The organism is Schleiferia thermophila, from assembly GCF_003337435.1.
Classification (GTDB): Bacteria; Bacteroidota; Bacteroidia; order Flavobacteriales; family Schleiferiaceae; genus Schleiferia; species Schleiferia thermophila.
Genome location: NZ_QPJS01000004.1, coordinates 156,643 through 180,737, shown reverse-complemented (window position 1 = coordinate 180,737; position 24,095 = coordinate 156,643). Strand labels below are relative to the sequence as shown.

The following is a 24,095-nucleotide window of genomic DNA, read 5'->3' as shown; positions in this document are numbered from 1 at the left end:
ACCAAAAGGGTATTTATGAGACAGTTGTTTATCCAACCAATAGAAACAATAGACCATCTCAGCAAAGAACAATTCCTTAACCACTATTACAAGCTTCAAATTCCTGTGATAGTGAAAGGAGCTGCCAAAGATTGGCCTGCTTACAGCAAGTGGTCGTTTGAATATATTAAAATTCAAGGAAAAGATAAAATTGTACCCTTATACGACAATAGTAAAGTAGATGCATCGCGCAAGGTGAATGAACCCGTAGCCAGCATGCCTTTGGCAGAATATATCGATCTTTTGCTGGCCGGTGACAGTACTTACAGGATTTTTCTTTACAACCTCATGAAAGAAATACCCCAGCTCAAAGACGATATCGTCTATCCTGATCTGGGAGTTTCACTGCTAAGGAGTATGCCAATGCTTTTTTTTGCTGGTGCTGGTTCCAGAGTATTTATGCACTACGATATAGACCTGGGCAATATTTACCACTATCACTTTGCGGGATATAAGACTGCATTGATAGCTCCGCCTTCAGCCCGGCAATACATATATCATGTGCCATTTTCCACAATTTGTCTGGAAGAGATAGATTTTGAAAATCCTGACTTCGAAAAATATCCGGCATTGAAAAAAATCACATTTTACCATGCAGAGCTTCAGCATGGCGATATGCTCTATATGCCAGAAGGCTGGTGGCATTACATGCGATATGATACTGCCGGATTTTCACTTGCGCTGAGGTCTGTGCCTCACAAACTACCCCATTTGGCAGAGGCTGTTTCCAATATATTCATCGTACGACATTTGGACAATTTGTTTCGTACTGCTTTTGGCAACCGTTGGATACAGTTTAAAAATGAATATGCTTATAAAAGAATGGCAAAATGGCATAATCAAACTGACATCCTAATCAATCAAACCTAAAAAAGCAAAACACATCTTTTGCGCCGTTTTTCAAAACCCCGATGTAACATGCAAATCGGGGTTTTATGATACATATCATAGCTCTGCAACAGCCGGCACTTAATACAATTGTCGCGAATCTATTCAATTATTTTATCTACTTGTCGAAAACATTTCTTCAGGCAATGCTCTGACCTCAAATCCGTATTAAAAAAAGTTTTTTTCTATCAAATTTCAATTCATTTATTTGGTATTTTTGATTCATCCATTCTTACGAATTTAGATTAGATAGATTGTATGTCAATACAGAAAGGATTTCGAATGTATCACATCTCTAATTTGCTAAAAGTTACTGCCACAAGTATTTGAGGAAGTCGGTTATCAGATCTCGCATTTTTAAAGTCACATTCTTGTCTAGTTATTGTTTTATTTAAATGATAAACCGGACTACAAAAACGACACGATGGCCATTTGATATCAATTGTTGGTGTTTATTATCAATTTCTAACCTGGACATACACTGGCGAAGTATATTTTGTCTGCAAGTTCTAAGCGTCCAATTTGGAAAAAAGTTGGAGTACTGGTTTTTGTATGTTTCAGTGATGTACTCAATGGTCCTGGGGCAGATTTTCCCGGTTCAGTTTCGTCTCTACACAAGCATTGGACTGCCAACTAAAAAGGTTCTAAAATAATGACATTAAAGGATGTTTAACCAAGTAGGCACATTTCGTTGCAGATACTGAAGGTGGAGATAATGCCGTTTCATTATTGCGCTACCATGGTAAGGCACCGTTCCGAATTAAACTTATGAAGCGTATAAAGATTTAGTTGAACCCATTTGAGACAAAATACGGCACGTTTGGACGTTCAAACTGTACAGCATTTCTGTATATTTAATACAAGTAATCGGTAGCTATTGAAATACCACATACAGGAAATTTCAGTTGTAGTCTACCACTACGAATTGAATGCGTTCAAAATTTGTTTGAAAAGAACATGAGATTTACTCCCGCAGATTGGATTACCACTAACTCTTACCGAAGGTTTGTGTACCCGAAGTCTGAAACCATGGCAAGGTATATCGCCTTTCCAACCCCAGATGAGAGCTTTTTCCTCTAATCTGATTGTGTGTGCAAGAGCTTATACAAACTCTATTCTTCCTACCTCAAGGACTAAAAATTTTCAGACAGCAACGGACCAACTGAATTGAGCATTGGGAAAAACATTCCCCCGCTTATGCATTTCACAGTCAAGTATAAGCCCAGGGTAAGTTATAGATGATGGAGATTAAAACTCGTCCTCACCGGTGAGCTCTTTCTCTATCTGATCGGCTTCTCTGGCCGCCTGTATGAGCAATTCTAGAAGATAATCATCATCTACATAAGCGGGTATACGGATGGCAAACTGAAGCTGATACGGAGGCTCCCCACCGTGCATTTGCCAGCCTCCAATTTTGTAATTGAAATTTTTTTCCAATAGATTGAATAAGGTTCTTTGGCTATAATCCGTTCTGTTTTGGGTATTGGCCGCGACGGAATAGATTTCCCGAATTTTAGTCCCTGCCACATCATAAGTATTGGCATTCATCAGTACCAGCTGAGTCCGCCCATCCCCTACATCGAATATAAATTTATACCGGTTTCCATTTTGGTCATAGCTGTAATCAATGCCGATCTGCTTAAATTGACTTTCCAGTTTGGGATCCTGAGCATTCAACCGGGCGGAAAATGAAAGATGGACCCAAAAAATAAGAACTATGACATTTAAATTTTTCATATCAATATACAATCATTCAAATAAACCCCTTAGAACAAAGCAAACATAGCATCTAAATGGCTTTATAAAAAGTGTGATAAAAATATTTCTTATTTGTCACCTGATAGTCGATTGATATTGGCCACAGTGTTTTTTATAATCTCATCCATCTGGTCAGAGTATTTTTTAATACTTGTAAGGGCATTTTGTTTGAGATATTCATCCTCAATCAGATTTAAATTCTCACAAATGGCAAGGATAGACGATAGTGGACCTCTAAGCTCATGGCTCTGTGACCAGGCCAACTGTTTTAAAAATTTTATCTGCTGAACGATTTTCTGTTCGTATTCTTTAAGCTTGGTAATGTCTGAAATATGTACTGAGGTACCAACTATTGTTAGGTTTTCATTGTATATAGGAAATATTTTAAAACGCCAGACTTCGTTACCGTCTTCATACTCAAATATTTCCGAAGTTCCTTTTAAAGCATTTTCAATTTTTGAATGAAAAAAATTCAAATTATTTGAATAAAAAAACTCATATCCCGAATCACCCTTTCGCGGTTTCTTACCAAATTTCTTTTGGATGAGATCAGAAGCACTTTTGTTGGTATACAGTACTTTGAAGTTTTTATCAAAAACGCCAATGGCTGTATCCACACTGTCGTACATAGATTTTAAGTAAAATCTCTGTTGGCTGAGTTCGTGTTCATATTTCTTAATATCGTCTATATTTCTTGCCGAATACAGGACAGATGTGATTCCTCCAACTGCTGACCTTATGGGACTGAATTTGATAAAAAACCATGTACCTTCTGATGGTCCAACGGGTACATTTATTTCATAATAAATTTCATTTCCGGACAGTGCTTCATTAAATTTATCATAGAATAGCTCCCTTAAATCCGGAATAATGTATTGGTCAAAATCGTCTCCTTTTTTTATCTCTTTTCCAAAGAATTTTTTTACATCTTCATATGCCTGTTTGCTAAAAAATTCTACTTTTACATTTTTCGACAGTATAATACTGCTTTCATTGGTTGTGGTAAGGATTGTTTCCAGATTAAAAATATTGTCGGCATACAGAATATATTCGCCGAATTGGCTTACTATTCCAATGCAGAATATTTGGTTTTTAGTATCCTCAAGAAAAAATTCCCATGTAACCTTTTGTCCACTGTGCCTTTCTTTGTCTTTAAGTCTTAAAACAAAGTCCTTGATGTGTTTTTTATTCTCGGTTACACTTTTCAAAATTTCCTTAAGAAGATGAAATTGAGTATCATCAATTACTTCAAAAAAATTCCCCCTGTAAGTTTCATCAATTAAAAAAAACTTTTTAAAAGCTGCATTGGAATACAAAATGTTAGCATGTATATCCAGAGTACATATCAGTGCACTTTGGATGTTATCCAAAAGAAAGCTAGTCACCTATCATTTTTTTAAAACAAAAGTAGAATTCAATTTATTTGCAGTGTATAAAATTTTTTCAAGAATGGAGAATATTGTGGATGTATCTTCAGCTTATGAAGGTATAAAGTGCTTTATAACAAAAACACCCCTGCTTTCAGACGATTTTATAGACAAAAGTCTCTCCTGTAAAGTGTTTTTCAAATGTGAAAATTTTCAGAAAATTCATGCCTTCAAGGTACGAGGTGCTATCAATGCCGTGAGAAAACTACCTGATAAGACATTGAAACTTGGTATAGCAACCCACAGCAGCGGTAATCACGGGCAGGCAGTAGCACTTGCCGCCAGGTTGTTCAACACACAATCCTACGTAGTAATGCCAGAAAATTCTCCAAAGACAAAAATAGAATCTGTCAGATGGCTGGGAGGAAAGATTACTTTTTGTGCTCCTACGCTCGAGGCACGAGAATCGACACTGGAAAGGATTGTTTCAGAAACAGGTGCTCATTTCATTCATCCTTATAATCATCCGGATGTGATCGAAGGGCAAGGCACGTGTGCATATGAAATCTTTCAGCACGGCATTGAGCCCGACTACCTGCTGGTACCGGTGGGCGGAGGAGGCTTGCTTTCAGGCACCCTTTTGGCCGCACTTCGCTATGCTCCTGCCACAAAAGTAATTGGATGTGAGCCAGCCAATGCAGATGATGCGCTTAGATCCTTGAGAGCTGGCAGGCTTATTCCGGTCGATAAGCCCAATACAATAGCTGATGGATTGCGGACCTCACTGGGAGAGCTTACCTTTTCCATCATTTCAAAGCATGTAACCGATATCTTTACTGTGACTGAAAGTGAAATCCTGGAAGCCTGGCGATGGATTACATTTCATCTGAAAGTAATAGTAGAACCAAGCTGTGCTGTGCCTGTTGCTGTATTGCTTAAACATAAAGAAACCTTTAAACACAAGTGTGTAGCGATAATTCTTACAGGAGGCAATGTGGATCCTGATATGCTGAAGTTAATTTTGTAGCCATAGTTTGTCAAAAGTGAAAGAATCCATTCCGTTTAAAGCCGGCTACGTTAATATTTTCGGCAATCCGAATGCTGGTAAATCCACCCTACTCAATGCTATGCTCGGGGAGCAATTGGCCATTGTAACCCCTAAAGCACAAACCACAAGGACACGCATGTTAGGTATTCTCAATGAACCTGGGGTCCAGCTGATATTTTCAGACACACCGGGTATCATTGAGCCCAAATATGCCCTGCAGGAAACAATGATGAATACCATAAAAGAAGCCCTTGAAGATGCTGACATTGCCCTGTATCTGGCCGTTCCTGGTGAAAGAGAACCAAACAATAAAAATCTTTTCAATCAAATCGTTCAGCTGAAAGTACCTCTGATCATCGGAATTAATAAAATTGATACCATCAGCCAGGAACTGGCACTTACCGAGTACCAATACTGGAAAACTACCGTGCCGGGAGCCGAAGTATGGCTGCTCTCTGCCTTACATGGATTTAATGTCATAGAATTAAAAAACCGATTGGTTGAGCTACTTCCTGAGCATCCCCCCTACTTTGACACAGATCAGTTAACTGATAAATCGGAAAGATTTATTGTATCAGAGATCATCAGAGAAAAAATTTTACTTCATTATAAGGAGGAAATTCCGTATGCCGTGGAAGTGTACGTAGAGGAATTCAAAGAAGAAGAGCAAATTATTCGGATACGGGCTGTAATCGTAACCGAGCGCGACACTCAAAAGTCTATTATCATTGGTAAAGGAGGAAAAGCTCTTAAAAAAACAGGTACGGAAGCTCGTCTATCGTTGGAAAACTTCTTCAGAAAAAAAATCTTTCTCGAATTGTATGTAAAAGTAGATCCTGACTGGAGACGCGATGAAAAAAAAGTAAAAAAATACGGATACAGATAAGAGATTAACATATCAAAACGGAGTAACGATCATTTACAAACGACTTAAATTACCAGTCCAAATTCATGATTTCCCAAGAGCGTCTAAAAGCAAAAGAAGGGATAAGTATGTAACAAAAGCATTTTGAAAAAAATTTTTTTTCTTTTAAAATATTTAGCACGTTAATCAGTTGATTTGTCTGGCATCCAAGAGTTTTCCATGTACATCAGAGCTCAACTTTTTATTTGGTTATTTCTGCTAACGGCCAAGGCCCAGCATCCAAAAGCTGTTTTCTGGTACGAAGATCAGCGCTGGGCCGATAGTGTATTGAACAGTATGAGTCTGGAGCAAAAGATTGGTCAGCTCTATATGGTAGCTGCTTACAGCAACAAAGATGAGAAACACTTCAAAGAGCTCCGGCAGATGATTGAGAAATATCATATCGGTGGTCTCATTTTTTTTCAAGGAACACCGGTGAAACAAGTCGAAATGACCAATGCGCTTCAACAGATTTCCAAAATCCCTCTGATGGTAGCAATGGATGCTGAGTGGGGTGCTGCTATGCGTCTGAAAACTCTGTCAGCACTGCCATGGGCAATGACCATTGGCGCCACTGCTGACACCCTTATAGCCTTCGAAGTGGGACGCGAAATTGCCAGACAATGCCGAAGATTAGGGGTGCACATCAATTTTGGCCCGGTAGCAGATCTGAACACCAACCCTTATAATCCCATCATAAATGCCCGCTCTTTTGGAGAAGATCCTGCACAGGTAGCAATGTTGGCACAGGCATATGCCCACGGGCAACAGCGACTCAGAATCCTGGCCTGTGCCAAGCACTTTCCCGGACATGGCGACACTAAAGACGATAGCCATCTTACCTTGCCTACTGTAATACAGTCAGCTGACCGAATAAAATCAACTGAACTAAGTCCTTTCGTCCAATTAGCCAATGCCGGGATTGGCTCCATAATGGTAGCTCACCTCAACATCCCTTCACTCGACGATTCAGGCACGCCCAGCTCTCTTTCCACGAAGGTGATTAATGACTTGCTGATTAAGCAAATGGGATTCGACGGGTTGGTCTTTACTGACGCATTGAATATGAAGGGTGCTACGTCTGCCCGCCTCCGTGAAAACATCGACCTCACTGCTCTACTGGCCGGAGTAGATGTACTGCTAATGTCTGAAAATGTCCCTGCTGGTGTTGCTGCCATCAAAGCCGCCATCGAAAGTGGTAAACTGCCACAAGAAGTTCTCAACCAAAAGGTCAAAAAAATACTTCAGGCCAAGTATTGGATGGGACTTCATGATTACAAACCTGTACCAACAGAGCAATTGGACCAGGACCTTAATTCAAAAGAAATTGATAACATTCGCTTTAAAACGGCTATCAAAGCCAACACATTGCTGATCAATCGCGGAAAGACACTTCCAATTCTACCTCCTTACAAAGGTAAAGCTCTGATGTTGACCAGCGGGGAGCCAGACTCTGTGATGCTCACTTACTTTAATACTATTTTGCCAACAGAAGTTAAGCAATTTGACTCTTCTTCAACATTGTATATCTTAAATACCCTCTGGAGATACGAATATGTTTTTATCCTCACAGCTCCCTCCGGCAAAAATCCCTGGGTAAAAATTAAAGTCCCTGAATCGCTTAACCGGTTTATTACATTGGCCAGTCTGCAAAATCCTGTTATTTGGATTCACATGGGCAATCCCTATGACCTGATGAACAATGAAGCTCTGAAACATACCTCAGCCGTCGTAGTCACCTATCAAAACAACCTTGAAACCGGCATGGCCTTACTCAACCAAGTATTTGGACACAGTTCCTTTTCCGGAACATTGCCTGTGCGTATTCTCCCTGATTTTCCTATGGGCTATGGACTCCAAACACCCTCCTATCCCGTGATAGGATTTGCCACACCCAACATTGCAGGGTTTAATCAAAGTTTACTATATTCGATAGATAAAATTGCATTAGACGGAATAGGATATGGCGCCTACCCCGGGTGTCAGGTGCTGGTAGCAAGAAACGGACAGATTGTATATTACAAAACATTTGGCAATCTAACGTATTCAAAAGGTAGCCCACCTGTATCGCCCGAAACCCTATACGATCTGGCATCAGTTACTAAAATAGCAGCATCTGTGCCTGCCATCATGCATTTAGTACAGATCGGAAAAATCTCACTCGACGGCAAAATCGGTGATTATCTTCCTCAATCCAGAGGCACCAATAAAGAACACCTTGCCATACGCGATATTTTGACACACAGAGCCGGGCTGCAAGCATGGATACCCTTTTATCAAGCTACTGTAAGTCAAAAGGTATGGAGACCGGGAGTGTATTCGACTGTGCGAACTTTTGAATACCCATATCAAGTAGCTGATAGCATGTTTATCTCAAGAAATTACAAGGACACTATATTGAAAAAAATTTTCGAATCACCCCTTGGTGAACATGGGAAATACCTCTACAGCGACCTTGGATATTACCTGCTTAAAGAAATTTTTGAACAGACATCCAACCAGACTCTCGACCAATGGCTCTATGCTAATGTATACCAAAAAATTGGAGCAAATACACTGTCCTTCAACCCCTTAACTAAATTCGATCGCCATCGAATCGCCCCTACCGAATGGGATCAGAGCTTCAGAAATCAACTGATCCAAGGGTATGTGCACGACCAGGGCGCTGCGATGCTCGGCGGTGTAGCAGGCCATGCAGGACTGTTTGGAAATGCAGTTGATCTGGCTCGCATGATGCTGCTTTATACCAACGGAGGCATCTATGCCAACCATCAAATTTTTGACTCATTGGTGATAAAAGAGTTTATCCGCTGTCAATATTGCGCAGAGGGAAACAGAAGGGGCATCGGCTTTGACAAGCCACAACTATCCGGGCAAGGGCCTACGTGCGGCTGTTTGTCCTTTGAAAGTTTCGGCCATACCGGCTTTACCGGCACATTGGCATGGGCAGATCCAGAAGAAAAGATTGTATACATCTTCTTGTCTAACAGGGTACATCCTGATGCTACTAATGAAAAGCTGCTTAGAGGAGCCTACAGAACACGAATCCAACAGGTTATTTACGATGCTTTAAAACAGTAATTTTCATTGGATCGAGAGCATTTCAACAAAATCATAATTTGTAATATAAATAGGATAATTTTTTTTGAAAGAATAATATTTAAAAACGTTAAATGGATAGATTAAAATTTTAACTTTCAAATAACATTGTCAATATATTGAAGCTCAAACACACATACCTGGTAAGCCTCATATTTGTATGTACAGATATTTAAATTTGCACCATTAATATAGTAACTAAAAATCTCTAAATAATAATCCAAAACTATGAAAATCGACCCCAACCAACCATTAGCCGTTAATTTCGCTTACCTCACCAAACTATACATTGGTGCAGTGTCGAAGAAGTTAAACACGCTGGAAATCGATCGCTACTATTACACCCTGATCACCATTCACGACCACCAGCCTGAGATCACTCAGCAGCAATTGGCTGACATTCTTCAAACCGATAAAGTCACTACTTTCAGAGTAGTAGACCATTTTTGTAAAATAGGCTATGTAAGACGAGAGGTAAATCCCGAAGACCGCAGATCGCTATACCTCTACATCACTCCAAAAGGAGAGAAAGTAATCCCTGAAATAAAGAAAACGTACAAAGCAATGAACTCCATCTGCCTGAAGGGAATTTCTGAAGAAGAAAAAGAAACATTTTTCAAAGTATTAGAAAGAATAATAGAAAATGTAGAAAAAGAGCCAAGAGTATCTATAAAAATAAATTACAAACAAGAAAAATCCAGAAAAGCTAACCTTTCCTATGCAGAAGAATAAATCAGCTTACATCGGGATACGTCTGTTGAACTTAATGTCTATGCTGGCTCTGCTAATGAATTTTGGTTGTCAAACCAGAAAGGAAAGCCAAAAGTCAGATAATTCCCCTGTACTGGCTGTAGATTATTTCATGGCCAAAATCGAAAAATCGGCTGAAGAGTACACAATAAACGCTGAAATACTCCCATATGAGGCAGTTACCATCACTTCTGAAGTGGCCGGTATTGTCACTTCTATTCACTTTCAGGAAGGAAAGACTGTGAAAAAGGGAGATTTGCTCATTCAGCTCGATGCCAGAGAATCACAGTCCAGACTTCAGGCCATCGATGCTCAGCTTGAGCAAGCCGAACGAGCCTTTCGAAGAGCCGAATCGTTGATTGCTACAGGGGGTATCAGCACTGAAGAGTATGAAACTACCAAAAGCCGGTATCAACAGCTCAAAGCAGATAGAATAGCAGCAGCCCTTCTGATTGAAAAGCATTCGGTAAGGGCTCCCTTTACTGGTATTACAGGAATGAGAGACTTAAGCCCTGGTGCATTTGTGACCAATCAACAGCCCCTACTGCAGCTATGGCAGACCAATCCTTTAAAAATTGATATTGACCTGCCTGAGCGACTAAGTGGTATGGTAAAAGAAGGCGATAAAATCAGCTTGTTTTCTGAAGTGAGCCCTGACAGTACTTTAGCAGTAGTATACGCCATAGAGCCAGTAGTCAATCGTGCCACCCGCTCCTCTAAAATCAGAGCTCGAATCGATAATCCACCTGCATTTCTCAGACCCGGTGCATTTGTTAAGGCCCGAGTAAAAGCTTCGGGTTACAGGGATGTAGTCAAAGTACCTGCTGATTGTGTGGTACCACAACTGGGCAGGCTGGTCATTTACACCATTGACAGGGGTATAGTAAAACCAAATGTGGTGGATCTGGGTAAGAGAGATGCGGTATATGTGGAAGTACTCAGGGGAATCAACGAAGGAGATACTGTGATTGCCTCAGGAATCCTGCAGCTCAGGCCAGGAATGCCTGTGAAGACAGCCAAACAAATAGCTCTTTACGAACCTTCATAACAAGCGATGAGTCAACAGAAAAGGTCCCTTTCTTCCCTAAGTATAGAAAGGCCGGTACTGGCCACCGTGATGACGCTGATCGTTGTACTGTTTGGTGCTATCAGTTTCACCTTTCTTGGTGTCAGAGAGCTACCTTCGGTAGATCCGCCGGTTGTTACGGTCACTACAAATTATCCCGGAGCTAATGCCGAGGTAATTGAATCCCAAATTACCGATCCGTTGGAGGAATCTATTAATGGCATCTCCGGAATCAAATCCATCACATCTACAAGTAGTGAAGGCCGAAGTACCATAAGTGTCGAATTTGACCTGGAAGTATCCCTGGAAGATGCTGCTAATGATGTGCGCGACAGAGTATCCAGAGCGATACGAAGGCTACCGGCTGACTGCGACCCACCAATAGTAGTAAAATCAGATGCCAATGCCGATCCTGTAGTTTCCATTACTGTACAAAGCGACAAGCGCAATCTGCTTGAGCTCACAGATATAGGTATCAACATCTTCAAAGAACGACTCCAAAACATTCCCGGAGTGAGCGAAATAAACATCTGGGGTGAGAAAAGATACTCCATGAAACTGACTCTCGATCCGCTCAAAATGGCTCACTACGGCATAACTCCACAAGACATCCAATCAGCGCTCAGCAGGCAAAACGTAGAAATTCCTGCAGGAAGAGTTGAAGGGTTTCGCACAGAACTCTCCGTAAAAACCATGGGCAGACTGACCACCACCGAAGAATTTAACGACCTGATAATCGTTGAAAGAAACAGCCGGATTGTACGTTTAAGAGATATTGGAGTAGCCGAACTCAGGCCTGAAAACGAACGTTCCTTACTCAGAGGCAATGGAGGGCAGCCCATGATTGGTGTTGCCATTACACCTCAACCAGGAGTAAATGTAATCGAACTGGCCGACAGAGTTTATGAAAAAGTTGAAAAAATAAGTAAGGAACTCCCGGATGATCTGAAACTTGGCATCGCCTTCGACAGTACCGTTCCTGTCCGAAAAGCGATAAAGGAAGTGCAAAACACCATCATTATTGCCTTCTTGTTGGTAGTATTGGTCATATATTTGTTTTTGAGAAACTGGCGCACCACATTTATCCCCATCATTGCTATCCCGGTATCCCTGATAGGGACTTTCTTTGTTATTTATATATTCGATTACACCATCAACATTCTCACTCTGTTAGGCATTGTGCTGGCTACCGGTTTGGTTGTGGACGATGCCATTGTGATGATGGAAAACATTTATGCCAAGATTGAAAAAGGAGATAAACCCATCAAAGCTGCCCATAAAGGTGCCGCTGAGATTTTTTTCGCCATTATCTCGACCACTGTCACACTTGTAGCAGTATTCATGCCCATTGTTTTCCTGCAGGGCATCACTGGTAAACTTTTCCGTGAATTTGCCATTGTGGTATCAGGTGCGGTCATCATTTCCACCTTTATTTCCCTCACCCTCACACCCATGCTCAGCTCCCGGTTGCTGAGACGAAGACAAAGTGAATCTCAATTTTACAAGGTTTCCGAAGCTTTTTTTGTTTCGCTGAACAGACGCTATCAATATTTATTAGGCAAATTTTTAAACAAACCCGCTATCTCCATAGCCATTTTGATAGTCAGTTTAGTACTCATTGTATGGATCGGCTCAAAAACCCCTACGGAACTGGCACCACTTGAAGATAAAAGCAGGCTTCGAATCATCGCCACAGCGCCTGAAGGAACCTCCTATGAAAGCATGTTTGAGTACATGACAGACCTTATAGAACTTACAGATACACTCTCTGAAAAGGAACACTTACTCTGTGTTACCTCTCCTGGATTTGGTGCCTCTATTTCAGTCAATTCAGGCTTTGTTAGACTTACACTCAAAGACCCTTCGAAACGAACAAAATCTCAACAACAACTGGCGGACGAGCTAAGCCAACACCTCAAACGATACAATTTTGCAAGAGCTTTTGTAGCTCAGGACCAGACAATTGGGGGTAACAGATTCACTTCACTTCCCGTTCAATACGTGATACAAGCGCCAAACTTTGAGCGATTGACAGAGGTATTACCGGAATTTATAGAAAAAGCCAACTCCTCTGGAATGTTTCAGTTTGTAGATGTCAATCTGAAATTCAACAAGCCGGAGATGAACATATCCATCAACCGCGAAAGAGCTGCCACGCTTGGTGTCTCCATTGCCGACATTGCCCAAACCCTACAGCTCATGTTTACCGGTCAGCGATTCGGATATTTTATAATGAACAACCGTCAATATCAGGTCATCGGACAAGCAGACCGCTTGTATCGCGATGAACCATCCGATTTTGAAAAGGTATATGTGCGGAACAACCGAGACCAACTCATACCTCTGTCAAATCTTATCAGTTACGAAGAAAATGCATCGCCACCGGTATTGTACCGCTTCAACAGATATGTATCAGCCACGGTATCTGCCAATCCCGCCCCAGGCGTTACCCTGGGTCAAGGCATTGAGGCAATGAAAAAAATCGGACGTGAAGTTCTGGACGATACCTTTACCTATACGCTGGCAGGTCCTTCTAAAGAGTTTGAAGAAAGCAGCGGAAGTCTCAATTTTGCTTTCATTTTTGCTTTGTTACTGGTATATTTAGTATTGGCTGCACAGTTTGAAAGTTTTCGCGACCCACTGATCATCATGCTTACAGTGCCCCTCGCCATTACAGGAGCTGTGCTCTCGCTTTACATCACCGGTCATACCATCAATATTTTCAGTCAGATTGGAATAATAGTACTCATTGGAATCGTCACCAAAAATGGCATTCTTATCGTAGAATTTGCCAATCAAAAGAAACTCCAAGGCAAAAGCATCAAAAAAGCAGTGCTCGAAGCCTCTGTTCAACGTCTTCGCCCAATTCTAATGACTTCGATGGCAACAATTCTAGGTGCAGTGCCCATTGCATTTGCACTTGGCAGCGGTGCAACTTCGCGAATTCCTATGGGGGTAGTAGTCATTGGTGGATTGCTGTTTTCGTTGGTCCTCACACTATTTGTCATTCCATCTTTATATCTCATACTCACCGGTAAAAAGAACAATGAAAACCTTTAAACCCGGCACTATCCTTTTGGCATTTTTTCTGACATTATCCCTAAATGCTCAAAAAGAGGAGCTTCGCCAATTGATGGAAAAAGTGCTTACCAATCACCCAGGGATTCAAATAGCCAGAAACAACCTGAAAATAGCTGATCTGCTCAACAATCCCGGACAAGCAGGCATGCTACCTGTAGTTGATATTGTGGCCGGTGCCAACCAAAGCATTCAAAACACCGACCTCGAATTTTTTTCAGGCCAAAAAAGCTCAGCCGAAAATGCCAGAAGCCAGGGCATTAACAGCAACGCCAGACTTGAATGGCTGGTATTTGACGGTCTGAGAATGTTTGCTCTCAAAAACAATCTCAAACTGCAAGAACTCCTTGCTGATGCTTCTCTCAGAGCAGCCGTGGAAAATTCACTTTTCGAATTGATCACCACATACTATAGCTATCTGATTCAGCGCAACATTCTGCTTCATTCTGCACAAAACCTTCAGCTTAGCAAAAACAGACTACATCTGACCAGAGCCAAATTCCAATCCGGCAAAGTATCCCGACTTGACTTGCTCCTCGCTGAACAAGACTTCAACCAGGACAGTGCAACCTACCTGCGGGAGCAGCTTACCCTCCAGCAATTTCAAAATCACATCGCACGGCTTACAGGTGAGCCTTTTATGCCCAACGAAATTGACCCCGCGACCTTCCCATTGCTCGAACTTCCTCCTAAGGTTACCTGGCTAGAACAGCTTTATACTCAAAATACTGAGCTCACCATGGCACGCCTGCGACTAAGTCAATCCAAACAAGCAGAAAAAGCTCAGCTTGCTGACTTTTTACCACAGATTGGCGTATTCGGCGAATACAGTATCAACCGTCAGCAAAATGAAATCGGTGTCCTGAAATCGCTTATTAGCAATGGCTCCAATACAGGTATCTTTTTCCGCTGGAACCTCTTTAATGGTATGGCCGACCGAAACCGACGTAAAGCTATGCAACTGGAAACAGAAAACGCTGCTCTGGAAATAAAAAATTTGGAATTTCAGCTTCGCGAAATTTTTGAAAACGCATACCATCAACTATCCGTGAATCTGGCTGTGTATAATCTTGAGACTGAAAACCAGGAATCTGTAGCTCTACAGGCTCAAATAGCTGAACAACAATATATTGAGGGAAAAATAAGCGATCTCGAATACAGAAACGCCCAAACCTCTCTGCTCAATGCCAAACTAAGATTGGAGCGATCCTATCTGCAAAGCCTTATTTCCTACCTGGAATTAATGCTCTATACCGGTCAAATTACAGAAAACCTCCCTATCTGATATTGATACATCGCTACCGCACATCCAACATGTAATATGACGATCGCTTTTGAGGCCAAAAGAGCTTATGTAAATACTACAGGCTTGGGCAGCTATGCACGCAATCATCTGGCAATGACAGCTTCATTACCCGATGTACAAGAAATTTTTGCCCTTACTCCTTCCATAAAAATCTCAGATACAAGGCTTAAGACTGAAAAAATCCAAACAATTTTGCCAAAAGGCTTATGGCAACTTGCACCATTAGCGTGGCGAAGGTTTGGCCTGGGAAGAGTAGCTCAACGGGTGAAAGCAGACATCTTTCATGGATTGTCGGCCGAATTGCCTGCTGATATCCGACATTTCAAAGGGAAAGTGGTAGTGACCATTCACGATGTTCTGTTTCGAACCCGTCCGAATGACTACACTGCATTCGACCGCTGGATGCATGACTATAAGTTGAAGCGGGCCATTGCATCAGCACACCAAATTGTATGCATCAGTCAGGAAACATTGGATCAGCTCTGCCAACACTACATCATAGACCGGTCCCGTTGTACAGTGATGTATCAAAGTGTACATCCGGAATATTTCTCAGCAGAAAATTGTCAATCACTGATAAAACCGCCTTACAAAAACTTCATTCTATGTGTGGGGACCATTGAGCCTCGAAAAAATACCCTATCTCTGTTAAATGCTGTTGAAAAAACCAGGGTTCCGCTTGTATTGATTGGCCGGATAAAAAAGAAGTACAAACACAAGGTTCAGCCTTTGCTCAGCCGCCTCAGCCAAAAAAATCTACTTTTTCATACCACTGCAAGCAGACCTGCGGAGATAGCCGCCTGGTATTACCACTCAGAATTTACGGTATATCCATCAGTAGCAGAGGGATTTGGACTACCTCCTTTGGAATCTGCTGCTGCCGGGCGCGCCTGTATAACCGGGCCATCACCCTGTCTCACAGAATCTTCCGGACTCCCAGAATTACAAACAGATGGCTCACCCGAACAACTGGCCGACCTGATACTTCAACTGTGGAACGACAAAACTCTTCTTTCCGAGCTACACAAACGAGCCAAAAGCCATGCAGAAAACTTCAGACCAGAAATTATCCGCCACCATTGGGAGCATTTCTACAGGAAAATTTTATAAACACCTTTTATAGAGTGCTTAGAAATTTTAGTTTGTCGGATCCTTACTTGCATTGATGAAGTACACTATCATCATTGCAAGCAACAAACCTAGGACTACAACCAATATAATCCAACCAAAAAAGGCTTGTCGGTACAGCGAAACATAAATAACCTCATAAAAAATAGCAGTAAACAACAGTGCAAGTAAAAGACTTATAAACCGGAGCAATCGAGTAGCATAAGTGTATTGAATCCGCGCATTCTCCTGTGTAATTTCTACCAAATAATTGAAATAATGCGGAAATCGAACCAATACAGAAATGCCTGCAACTAAAAGCGTAGCTAAAAGTGGAAGACTTATTAAAATAGCCTTGGAACCATACTGGTCAGGATGACCCCCAAAATCAAAGTGAACCGGAATTTCATCAGGTAAAATCCCATAATAATAAAAAAACAAACTCCAAAGAAATAACAGAAAACACCAGGTTATCAATTGAATGATGTAATCCATCGGTTTAGGTGTAAGTTTTAAAACTGGTCTTTTCATTAGATTCTATCTATCAACAAGTTCATATGTGTGCTTGAAATGTATCGATGAAATTCGTTCATTTTTATTAATGAGTGACCAGAAACTCTGATACATATTAAAATATGCAGATAATTGCATTTAAATCGCCGTTCAACTTTTTAAATTTACAAAAATTTGCCATGTTTCATCGCATTCTGCATCTGGTTTTTACTGCTTCTTATTTGGGTGTTCAGGCTCAGCAAGCGGCACACTTTCCTCCTTCTGGGGCATTTGATGACGGCTCCGGACGTATGTATTTTTCAGGACAAATGGCCTTCAGTTTAGCTACTTTCAGAGACTTTGCTACTTCACCACTCTTCTACAATGGCCCCGGACTATCAGTTTCTACCAATGCCCTGTATCGGTCCGGACGTACTGATGAGAGACTCGAACTTAGCTTCGGTATTTTTTCAACCTTTGCCTCTGTACCAAACAGCGATGTATTGCAGTCAGGAGGATTTAGTGTTTTCAACACAATAAATCTGTATTATCACCATCTTTTCTTCATTAGAAAAATTTCAAACGACCAATTCAGAATTAAAGTGGGTCCTGCATTTAATTCTACACAAAACATTCGAGTGAATCAAGGACTCTTTAACAATGCTCTCGGACTTGAGAATATAGCCAATTTGATGATTGCTGCCTCGTTGGTCAGGGATTTCAGCCGGTTAAAAGACAAAAAGCTCAACTTCTATCTATTCAAATTTATGCTGCCCGCCAGAAGACGTGAGCTACATGTACAGATAAATTCAGGAATTCTGAATTTTAACTACCGCCCCGGCTATGCCTATGCTTACGATGGAGAAATCATCGGCACGGAAACTAGCCCACTGAACTGGGCATTACAAAATTATCGCTGGAATATGAATGGCTGGCGATTACAAACCCGGCTCGAATGGCTTTGGTATTTGTACAACGGAAATGCTTTTTCGCTTTTTTATCATTGGGATGCGGCCCATGCACCCGGTCAGTTTGAAGCTTTCCAGATGGCCGTTCATCGGATGGGATTTTCGTATTATTTCGAAAGAAAAATCAAACAACTATGAAGCAGACTTTTGCTCTTTTCAGCCTTTTTACACTTCTTGCGTGCGAAAAAGTACTGTTTGAAAAAGACCTTGCAACTACTGATCCTTTGGTTAATTTTGAGTATTTATGGACGGAAGTAGATAAAAAATATTCGTATTTTCAGCTTAAAAATATTGACTGGAAAACCGTTTACGATACCTTAAAACCTAAACTCTCTTCTCAAAGTACAGAGTTTGAACTTTTCGATGTATTATCACAAATGCTCAACACCCTTCGTGACGATCACACCAATTTGATTGCACCTTTTAATGTTTCGCGATATAATGTAGCACTTCGCCACCCGGAAAATTTTAACAGACGTACAGTTCTTGAACACTACATCCCCAATGCATGGTCTACGGGACCATTTCTGCATGACTTTTTAGCCGACGGAGCAGTAGGATATATTCGGTATTCGAGTTTTCTGAACGATTTTACCAATGCACAATGGGACTTCGTTCTCCAACGATACAGGGATACAAAAGGTCTGATCATTGACCTTAGAGCTAATGGAGGAGGTAATATTTTCAATGTGACCAAACTTTTAAGCCGTTTTACTGAAGAAAAAACTCTGGCTGGATATACCATTACACGAAATGGGCCAGCACACGATCAATTCGGGCCAAAAGAAAACTTTTTCTTGACTCCTTCCGGCAAGGTTCAATATCTAAAACCGGTAATGATATTAATTGACAGGGGTTCGTACAGTGCCACCACATTTTGTGCTGTGCTAACACTTGCCTTGCCAAATGTGACTCTTGTGGGAGATACTACCGGTGGTGGTGGAGGTTTACCGAACGGAGGACAACTCCCCAATGGATGGAGATACCGATTTTCAATAAGTCAACTTCTTGATCTTAAGGGAAATAATTATGCTGAAGACGGCGTACCCCCACAGATCCAAGTAGCTTTTGACTGGAGCGACCTGACTACAGACGAAATAATCCAAAGAGCACTTCAGGAACTGCTCTAAGCTGATTCTTTTCATTGACAGTCAGCTCATTTTTCAGAGTATAAAAACAGGTTTTAAGCTTTAAAAACAAAAAGCCGTCGCATCAAAAAATGCAACGGCTTTATAGTTGATGGTTTTTATCTGTTGGACTTTACTACCAATTTTCGTGTATGTTCAGTACCCTCTATATGAATTTTTACCACATATGTACCGTCTCTAAGGCCTGCCAGTCCGATAGGCACATCTGCTCTACCTTCAAAATAGTGTTCTGAAAAATCAACAACCTTCTGCCCTGCTAGATTGTACACTGCAACATGCACCTGACCGGATTTAGGTAAATAAACCGGTACATTAGCCAACTGTGATGCAGGATTGGGATACAATTCTCCGACTACTGCTATATCGATGACGCGATCTTCCAGTCCGATAAAAAATTCAGGTCTTTTACTGGTCACCTTAAGACAAAAATCATCTATGGCCCATCCGGGAGCATTTATATTCTGATCACTTCCAAATCTGAATCTAAAAATCGCTTTACCAGAAAATTGGAAATTAAATGTGGTTTTCGCTTCAACCCAACCACCGGAATTACCAGTAAAGCCAGGGTTGATAAGTTCCAAACCAGTGATGTATGGTTGATTGAACCAGGAAGACTGTGGTTTAAATCCACCCACTGGCTTCCAGGAATTACCACCGTCCATTGATACTTCTACAATACCTCCGTCATGGAATTTTTCGGTTACAAAATAATGCATAAAGCTAATTTCGTAAGCCAAATTTGAATCAACCAGAAATACAGGTGTAAACAAAGCTGAGCTATCTCTGTCTCTATAGTTTTGGTTTAATCTTGTCATCCATGCATTTGTACCAGAATAAGCACCAACAATGGGAGGATTGTTAGGTGTACCGAATTCCCATATGGTAGTACCATTTCCATAGGTAAATGCATTGTAGGTTGCCCAGCTCGGCTCCCCTGGACCTTCAAAATTGTTGCAAAAAGATGAATCCGGAGCCTGAACAATGTTGAGTTCTTGGAGTACAACAATTGTTTTGCAAAATTCGTCATCTGAAGGCTGATTGTCTGCCTTTCCATTGGGAAGTCTGGTTTCTGCACACACATTATGAGCACCTGAAGTTGGATTGATCCAAAGGTCCTGATATGTGTAGTTAAATGTCTGATCTACTTCTAGACCATTGCCAGGGAAAATAACTTTCTCCCAGGGCCCTACATTGTTGCCAATTTTTACTCGTACCTCACAGCTATCCAATCTTTTAGCTCCTGTATTCTGAATGGTTACTACAAACTGGTTGTTTATACCGGGTACTATCAGAGGAGTCACAGTAGTCACATTGACAGGTGCCGCACTATTTTGGGGAGGTACATAGATCTGGAAGTTATCTATCGCCCATCCTTGGCCAGTTCCAGTAGCATTGGACCTGAATCGGAACCTAAGATTCAATGGGGCAGGATTAAAGTTAAACATGTTTAGTGGAAAAGCACTGTTCATCCAGCCGCCTGAGTTTCCGCTAAATGCAGGTCTTCCGTTGAAAACCGGCGAGCTGACTGTACCGAAATTAGGTGAAGTACAGTACCAATTGACACCGAGATTCTGATTGCAACCTCCCGAGGGCAATTCACCTAAAATTTGCCAGCCTTGAGGCGTTTCGTATTCCACCACTCCGGCATCATCATCGTTAAAGGAAAAATTCTGAGCAAATCTGATTTCCGGAAATCTGATGGTATCAAATCCAGCTAATTGAGGGAATCTGAGAATTTCCTCTGCATTGTTTCTGTACGGATTCGAAAGTGAAGTGACCCATGCGTTGGGGGCTGATTGTGCAGCGTTTATGGAGGATTTAGTGGGTGTCCCCAACTCCCACTGACGTAATCCTCCCTGAGAGAAAATTCCGTTATCTGACCAGTTGCAATCATCAAAGTTCGTAAAGTAGGGTACTTGGAGTACGCCAAATCCGGTAACGTCCTTGCAATACTCATTATTAAATGTGTTGACATCACCTGTTAGATTGGTGGTTGCACAGATTTTAAATCTTCCTGTAGGCCATACCGGAGAAGTCTGTGGGGTAAACTGCACCGTGGCGTTGGGGGCGAGGTTTCCTGTCCAAGTAGCGTTGTATGTCACTGGTGTGCCAGCTCCGCTACCACAATAAGGAGTTATGGTATATGTGATGGGTATTGAGGTCAATGTCTGCGTTCCGAAATTTCTGATCGTAAAAGTTGGCAACTGTCCAGTACCTGCCGGCACTCCCAAGCCGGGAGGTTGAATGTTCTCAATGCCTGCATCGTTTGCAATTTTGTTGTAAACATACAGATTATCAATAGCTACCAAAGTAGCCGAGCCTCCACTTTTACGGTGGGCCTGAACCTGAATTCTACCAAATTTATTTGCAAAGGCTTGCATGCTGAACTCCCGATAAATCCATGTAGACGTGTGATTGGTATGTGAATTGGCTCCGGTATTCACTATCCTTCCCCCTGTTGGTGTAATCCAGTTATTACCTCCGTCTTCCAAAAATTTTACTACCAGCGAGTCGACATCAGGTGCATACATGTAGTAGTAGAATGAAACAACCGGATTGGTCATCCCGGAAAAATTCAAGCAAAGCGACTGCAGGGTAGCCGGACTGCCAAATTGAAAGTTACCACGGGCAAAAAGATAATTTCCATAATTTGACCAGTCCGATATTGGCCCTGTATTTTCAATCGGATGTGGCAGGCCCTTACCTACACCCCAAGCATATTGATTAAAGGATGTTCCAGTGGGGTTGGGTATTCTCTCCCATGCGGTGGTAGCCAATGTACCGTAATTTCCAGGCACCGAAAAGTTTCCAGGGACATTGCCGGTCCCATCAAAATTTACCAGAAGTGGGAACGTGCTATGGCTTGGCGGATGAAAGATCACTAAATCCAGCGTATCATTGGTTTTATCTACATCCCCGGGTACTGCCACCCAAACCTTTATATTATAGGTCGTGTTGGGCGTTGAGAGATTTGCTTTAGGTGTGAGGGTGTAAATAATTTGCTGAGCAGTGATCAGGTTTTGCTTTATGGTATCCCATATAATTGGGCCATTGTTGATTCTAAATGCAATGGGAATTGCTTTCAACGTATCGCAACCCAGTGACTGTACACGTACCTGAACATCTTCAGTAGAGGTATATCCACAGAATCCGTTTTGTGGTTTTAGCACCTCCATGAGACGTGCATCGTCTGTGGTAGGATTGTAAATTCTTACATTATCTATTGCAATATCCGATAATATTCCATTTCCGCGAGTAGCTACAAAACGAAATTTGACAAACTTTCCTGTGAAAGGCTTAATATTTACAACAGCTCTTGTGTAAGGAGCTGATTTGGAGGAATGTTGCTGACCTGAAATAGTAAAAATTCCATTGATCCACGTAGAAGTAGTTCCCGAGCTGGTATCTATATCCACCCGTAACGAACCCATGTTGGTACCAAACATGTGATAGAAAAATTCCAGAGCTGTACAAGAGTCGGATGGAAGTTGAATGCATGGAGTTTCCAATATGGTTTGCTGGCCTGTGGTACCTCTCTCTCCCCAGGTATAAATATACTTTGATCCGTTTTGAGCTCCTGATGGACCTGTTCCCGGACTTGGAGTAGGTTGATTGCCTCCCATGATTGCCCAGGCATAGTTGTTAGGCGCCTGGTTATTGGGTGGGGTTACAGACCAATTTTGCCCTACTGCGGTAGGAAAGGTTCCCCTGTAGGTAGTACCTGCGCCTCCAGCGGTACCTGGCACCCAGTCAGCACTTTCAAAACTTTCTACCCATGGATTGGAAGCCGTGGGGTAAATAATATTTGGATTTACCGGGTTTCCGGGTTGCCAGCCAGGGATACATTTTCCTGGGGGAGGTGGCATAATCCAAAAAGTATAAAATGATACAGGAGCATTTGCCGGCATTCGCACTTCGTTTTTACATGTATCCTTGCCGATGATATAATAATCCACTGTATCGCCTACTGTGAGGTTGAAAATGGTATCTCTGAAGACTCGGTTGGTCACCGGCATACTTGCATCTGGAATCATAAACTTCAACTGCCATGGACCATTATTAATCCTGTAATATAGTAGAGCTGAATCTGCTCGTATATTGTCCTGAATTCTAATGCCAATGGGGTAATTTCCGGGGGCAAATTGTCCGGCGAGAGGATGATTGTTGTAAGGAGGCGATACTCCAAGAGAGAATGTCGCTGTAGGGTTGTAAAGCTCACAGGTAGAAACTTCTACTTTGACATCATCCAGAAACCAACCGGCTTTTAAAGGGCGGTTGGGATTTCCATCGTTGCCAAAGGGAAAAGCACAGGCAAATCGCAATTTAACCTGAGGAAATCCAGTTGTTCCACATGCCAGTGCCGAAATATCAAAAGTCTCTTCAACCCACCAGTTATTGGTTGGAAACGTATTCCCTGTAGGGCCATCCCAAATGTTTGTGCTGTTGTTTATGTTTATTCCTGAATAGGATAAATCATTGAAATACCCAAGTGTTCTGTAAGATTCACTCAAACCCAAATAGACAACATTTCCCGGGACAGGAGGGGAGGCATTCGGGTTGTTTGGTACAAAGGTGGTCCAGGTAGCCCCATTGTTCGTAGAAATTTGAAGAATAGCTCTATCGACAAATAATATCTTAGCTATATGTTTGAATGTCAGGCGGGCAAAGGTGTTTCCAACAGTAGAAAAAGCATCAGTTTCAAAAAAAATAGTGTCTTGAGTTCCTCCTACCGGTTTTGAAGTATAAGAATTTGGAGTCGAAACCTGGAGCTGATTGCTGATTGACCATTGAAAATTTGGCCCTGCAGTACCAGTTCCCATACCTTTATAAGTTGTCCCTTTAATGGTAGCACTGTCGAAATTTTCAAGATAAGCAGTGGAGATAACCGGCTGAGCCTGAGAGACAATGAACGAAAACCAAAGTAGCGTAAAGAATCCTTTTTTCATTGGCTGGATAGAACTTTTCAGTTAACAAATATATATTCCTTAATAGAAATGGAAAGCCACAATCAGGTTTAAAGTGTCTTTTTTGAATTTTAAAGGAGTTTCCACATTAATTATATTGTGGTTTTACCTGT

Annotated in this window: 15 protein-coding genes; 11 read left to right on the top strand and 4 right to left on the bottom strand. The window is 41.6% G+C overall.

Going from position 1 to position 24,095, the window contains the following annotated elements:
- Positions 1 to 15: 15 nt before the first annotated feature.
- Complete coding sequence (locus DES35_RS09410; protein WP_114366426.1) at positions 16 to 909, top strand: cupin-like domain-containing protein; 894 nt, start codon at positions 16 to 18, stop codon at positions 907 to 909.
- Between the two features lie 1,266 nt (positions 910 to 2,175).
- Here DES35_RS09410 and DES35_RS09405 read toward each other — a convergent pair.
- Both DES35_RS09405 and DES35_RS09400 read right to left on the bottom strand, forming a co-directional pair.
- Positions 2,176 to 2,664 (bottom strand): hypothetical protein, encoded by a 489-nt coding sequence (locus tag DES35_RS09405; RefSeq protein WP_114366425.1) that lies wholly within the window; start codon positions 2,662 to 2,664, stop codon positions 2,176 to 2,178.
- Between the two features lie 89 nt (positions 2,665 to 2,753).
- The gene (locus DES35_RS09400) at positions 2,754 to 4,070 is read right to left on the bottom strand and encodes a PAS domain S-box protein (RefSeq protein WP_125039472.1); all 1,317 of its coding nucleotides are present in this window, start codon (positions 4,068 to 4,070) and stop codon (positions 2,754 to 2,756) included.
- 64 nt (positions 4,071 to 4,134) lie between these two features.
- On the opposite strand from DES35_RS09400, the gene DES35_RS09395 reads away from it, so the two are divergent.
- From DES35_RS09395 to DES35_RS09360, 8 genes are all read left to right on the top strand, one after another.
- Positions 4,135 to 5,079 carry a threonine ammonia-lyase gene (locus tag DES35_RS09395; protein WP_114366465.1) on the top strand — a complete coding sequence of 315 codons (945 nt, stop codon included), beginning with the start codon at positions 4,135 to 4,137 and terminating at the stop codon, positions 5,077 to 5,079.
- A gap of 16 nt (positions 5,080 to 5,095) precedes the next feature.
- Complete coding sequence (gene era / locus DES35_RS09390) at positions 5,096 to 5,986, top strand: GTPase Era (RefSeq protein ID WP_371851082.1); 891 nt, start codon at positions 5,096 to 5,098, stop codon at positions 5,984 to 5,986.
- A gap of 198 nt (positions 5,987 to 6,184) precedes the next feature.
- Positions 6,185 to 9,085, top strand: coding sequence for a glycoside hydrolase family 3 N-terminal domain-containing protein (locus DES35_RS09385; protein ID WP_114366423.1), 2,901 nt, complete (start codon positions 6,185 to 6,187; stop codon positions 9,083 to 9,085).
- A 246-nt stretch (positions 9,086 to 9,331) separates the two neighbouring features.
- Positions 9,332 to 9,835, top strand: coding sequence for a MarR family winged helix-turn-helix transcriptional regulator (locus DES35_RS09380; protein WP_114366422.1), 504 nt, complete (start codon positions 9,332 to 9,334; stop codon positions 9,833 to 9,835).
- A complete protein-coding gene (locus tag DES35_RS09375; RefSeq protein ID WP_114366421.1) occupies positions 9,822 to 10,901 on the top strand; it encodes an efflux RND transporter periplasmic adaptor subunit in 1,080 nt (359 codons plus the stop codon). The genes DES35_RS09380 and DES35_RS09375 overlap by 14 nt, the downstream gene beginning before the upstream one ends.
- Positions 10,902 to 10,907: 6 nt before the next feature.
- The gene (locus DES35_RS09370) at positions 10,908 to 13,979 is read left to right on the top strand and encodes an efflux RND transporter permease subunit (protein ID WP_037359015.1); all 3,072 of its coding nucleotides are present in this window, start codon (positions 10,908 to 10,910) and stop codon (positions 13,977 to 13,979) included.
- Positions 13,966 to 15,282, top strand: coding sequence for a TolC family protein (locus DES35_RS09365; protein WP_114366420.1), 1,317 nt, complete (start codon positions 13,966 to 13,968; stop codon positions 15,280 to 15,282). The genes DES35_RS09370 and DES35_RS09365 overlap by 14 nt, the downstream gene beginning before the upstream one ends.
- Before the next feature lie 36 nt (positions 15,283 to 15,318).
- A complete protein-coding gene (locus tag DES35_RS09360) occupies positions 15,319 to 16,413 on the top strand; it encodes a glycosyltransferase family 4 protein (protein ID WP_037359008.1) in 1,095 nt (364 codons plus the stop codon).
- A gap of 27 nt (positions 16,414 to 16,440) precedes the next feature.
- Here the strand turns inward: DES35_RS09360 and DES35_RS09355 are convergent, their stop codons facing one another.
- Positions 16,441 to 16,941, bottom strand: coding sequence for an SdpI family protein (locus DES35_RS09355; RefSeq protein WP_037359006.1), 501 nt, complete (start codon positions 16,939 to 16,941; stop codon positions 16,441 to 16,443).
- A 104-nt stretch (positions 16,942 to 17,045) separates the two neighbouring features.
- On the opposite strand from DES35_RS09355, the gene DES35_RS09350 reads away from it, so the two are divergent.
- Complete coding sequence (locus tag DES35_RS09350; RefSeq protein ID WP_147269345.1) at positions 17,046 to 18,008, top strand: hypothetical protein; 963 nt, start codon at positions 17,046 to 17,048, stop codon at positions 18,006 to 18,008.
- On the top strand, positions 18,005 to 19,000 hold the full coding sequence (locus DES35_RS09345) for a S41 family peptidase (protein ID WP_037359000.1): 996 nt from the start codon (positions 18,005 to 18,007) through the stop codon (positions 18,998 to 19,000). Before DES35_RS09350 ends, DES35_RS09345 begins: the two co-directional genes overlap by 4 nt.
- A 116-nt stretch (positions 19,001 to 19,116) precedes the next feature.
- On the opposite strand, the gene DES35_RS09340 is transcribed toward DES35_RS09345, so the two are convergent.
- On the bottom strand, positions 19,117 to 23,964 hold the full coding sequence (locus DES35_RS09340; RefSeq protein WP_114366419.1) for a T9SS type A sorting domain-containing protein: 4,848 nt from the start codon (positions 23,962 to 23,964) through the stop codon (positions 19,117 to 19,119).
- Positions 23,965 to 24,095: the final 131 nt, after the last annotated feature.

Bases quoted from the DNA above. Each gene is read 5' to 3' on its own strand.
- DES35_RS09410 (WP_114366426.1), top strand. From the start codon at position 16: ATGAGACAGTTGTTTATCCAACCAATAGAAACAATAGACCATCTCAGC.
- DES35_RS09355 (WP_037359006.1), bottom strand. From the start codon at position 16,941: ATGAAAAGACCAGTTTTAAAACTTACACCTAAACCGATGGATTACATC.
- DES35_RS09380 (WP_114366422.1), top strand. From the start codon at position 9,332: ATGAAAATCGACCCCAACCAACCATTAGCCGTTAATTTCGCTTACCTC.
- DES35_RS09385 (WP_114366423.1), top strand. From the start codon at position 6,185: ATGTACATCAGAGCTCAACTTTTTATTTGGTTATTTCTGCTAACGGCC.
- DES35_RS09360 (WP_037359008.1), top strand. From the start codon at position 15,319: ATGACGATCGCTTTTGAGGCCAAAAGAGCTTATGTAAATACTACAGGC.
- DES35_RS09365 (WP_114366420.1), top strand. From the start codon at position 13,966: ATGAAAACCTTTAAACCCGGCACTATCCTTTTGGCATTTTTTCTGACA.
- DES35_RS09395 (WP_114366465.1), top strand. From the start codon at position 4,135: ATGGAGAATATTGTGGATGTATCTTCAGCTTATGAAGGTATAAAGTGC.
- DES35_RS09375 (WP_114366421.1), top strand. From the start codon at position 9,822: ATGCAGAAGAATAAATCAGCTTACATCGGGATACGTCTGTTGAACTTA.
- DES35_RS09370 (WP_037359015.1), top strand. From the start codon at position 10,908: ATGAGTCAACAGAAAAGGTCCCTTTCTTCCCTAAGTATAGAAAGGCCG.
- DES35_RS09345 (WP_037359000.1), top strand. From the start codon at position 18,005: ATGAAGCAGACTTTTGCTCTTTTCAGCCTTTTTACACTTCTTGCGTGC.
- DES35_RS09340 (WP_114366419.1), bottom strand. From the start codon at position 23,964: ATGAAAAAAGGATTCTTTACGCTACTTTGGTTTTCGTTCATTGTCTCT.
- DES35_RS09405 (WP_114366425.1), bottom strand. From the start codon at position 2,664: ATGAAAAATTTAAATGTCATAGTTCTTATTTTTTGGGTCCATCTTTCA.
- DES35_RS09350 (WP_147269345.1), top strand. From the start codon at position 17,046: ATGCAGATAATTGCATTTAAATCGCCGTTCAACTTTTTAAATTTACAA.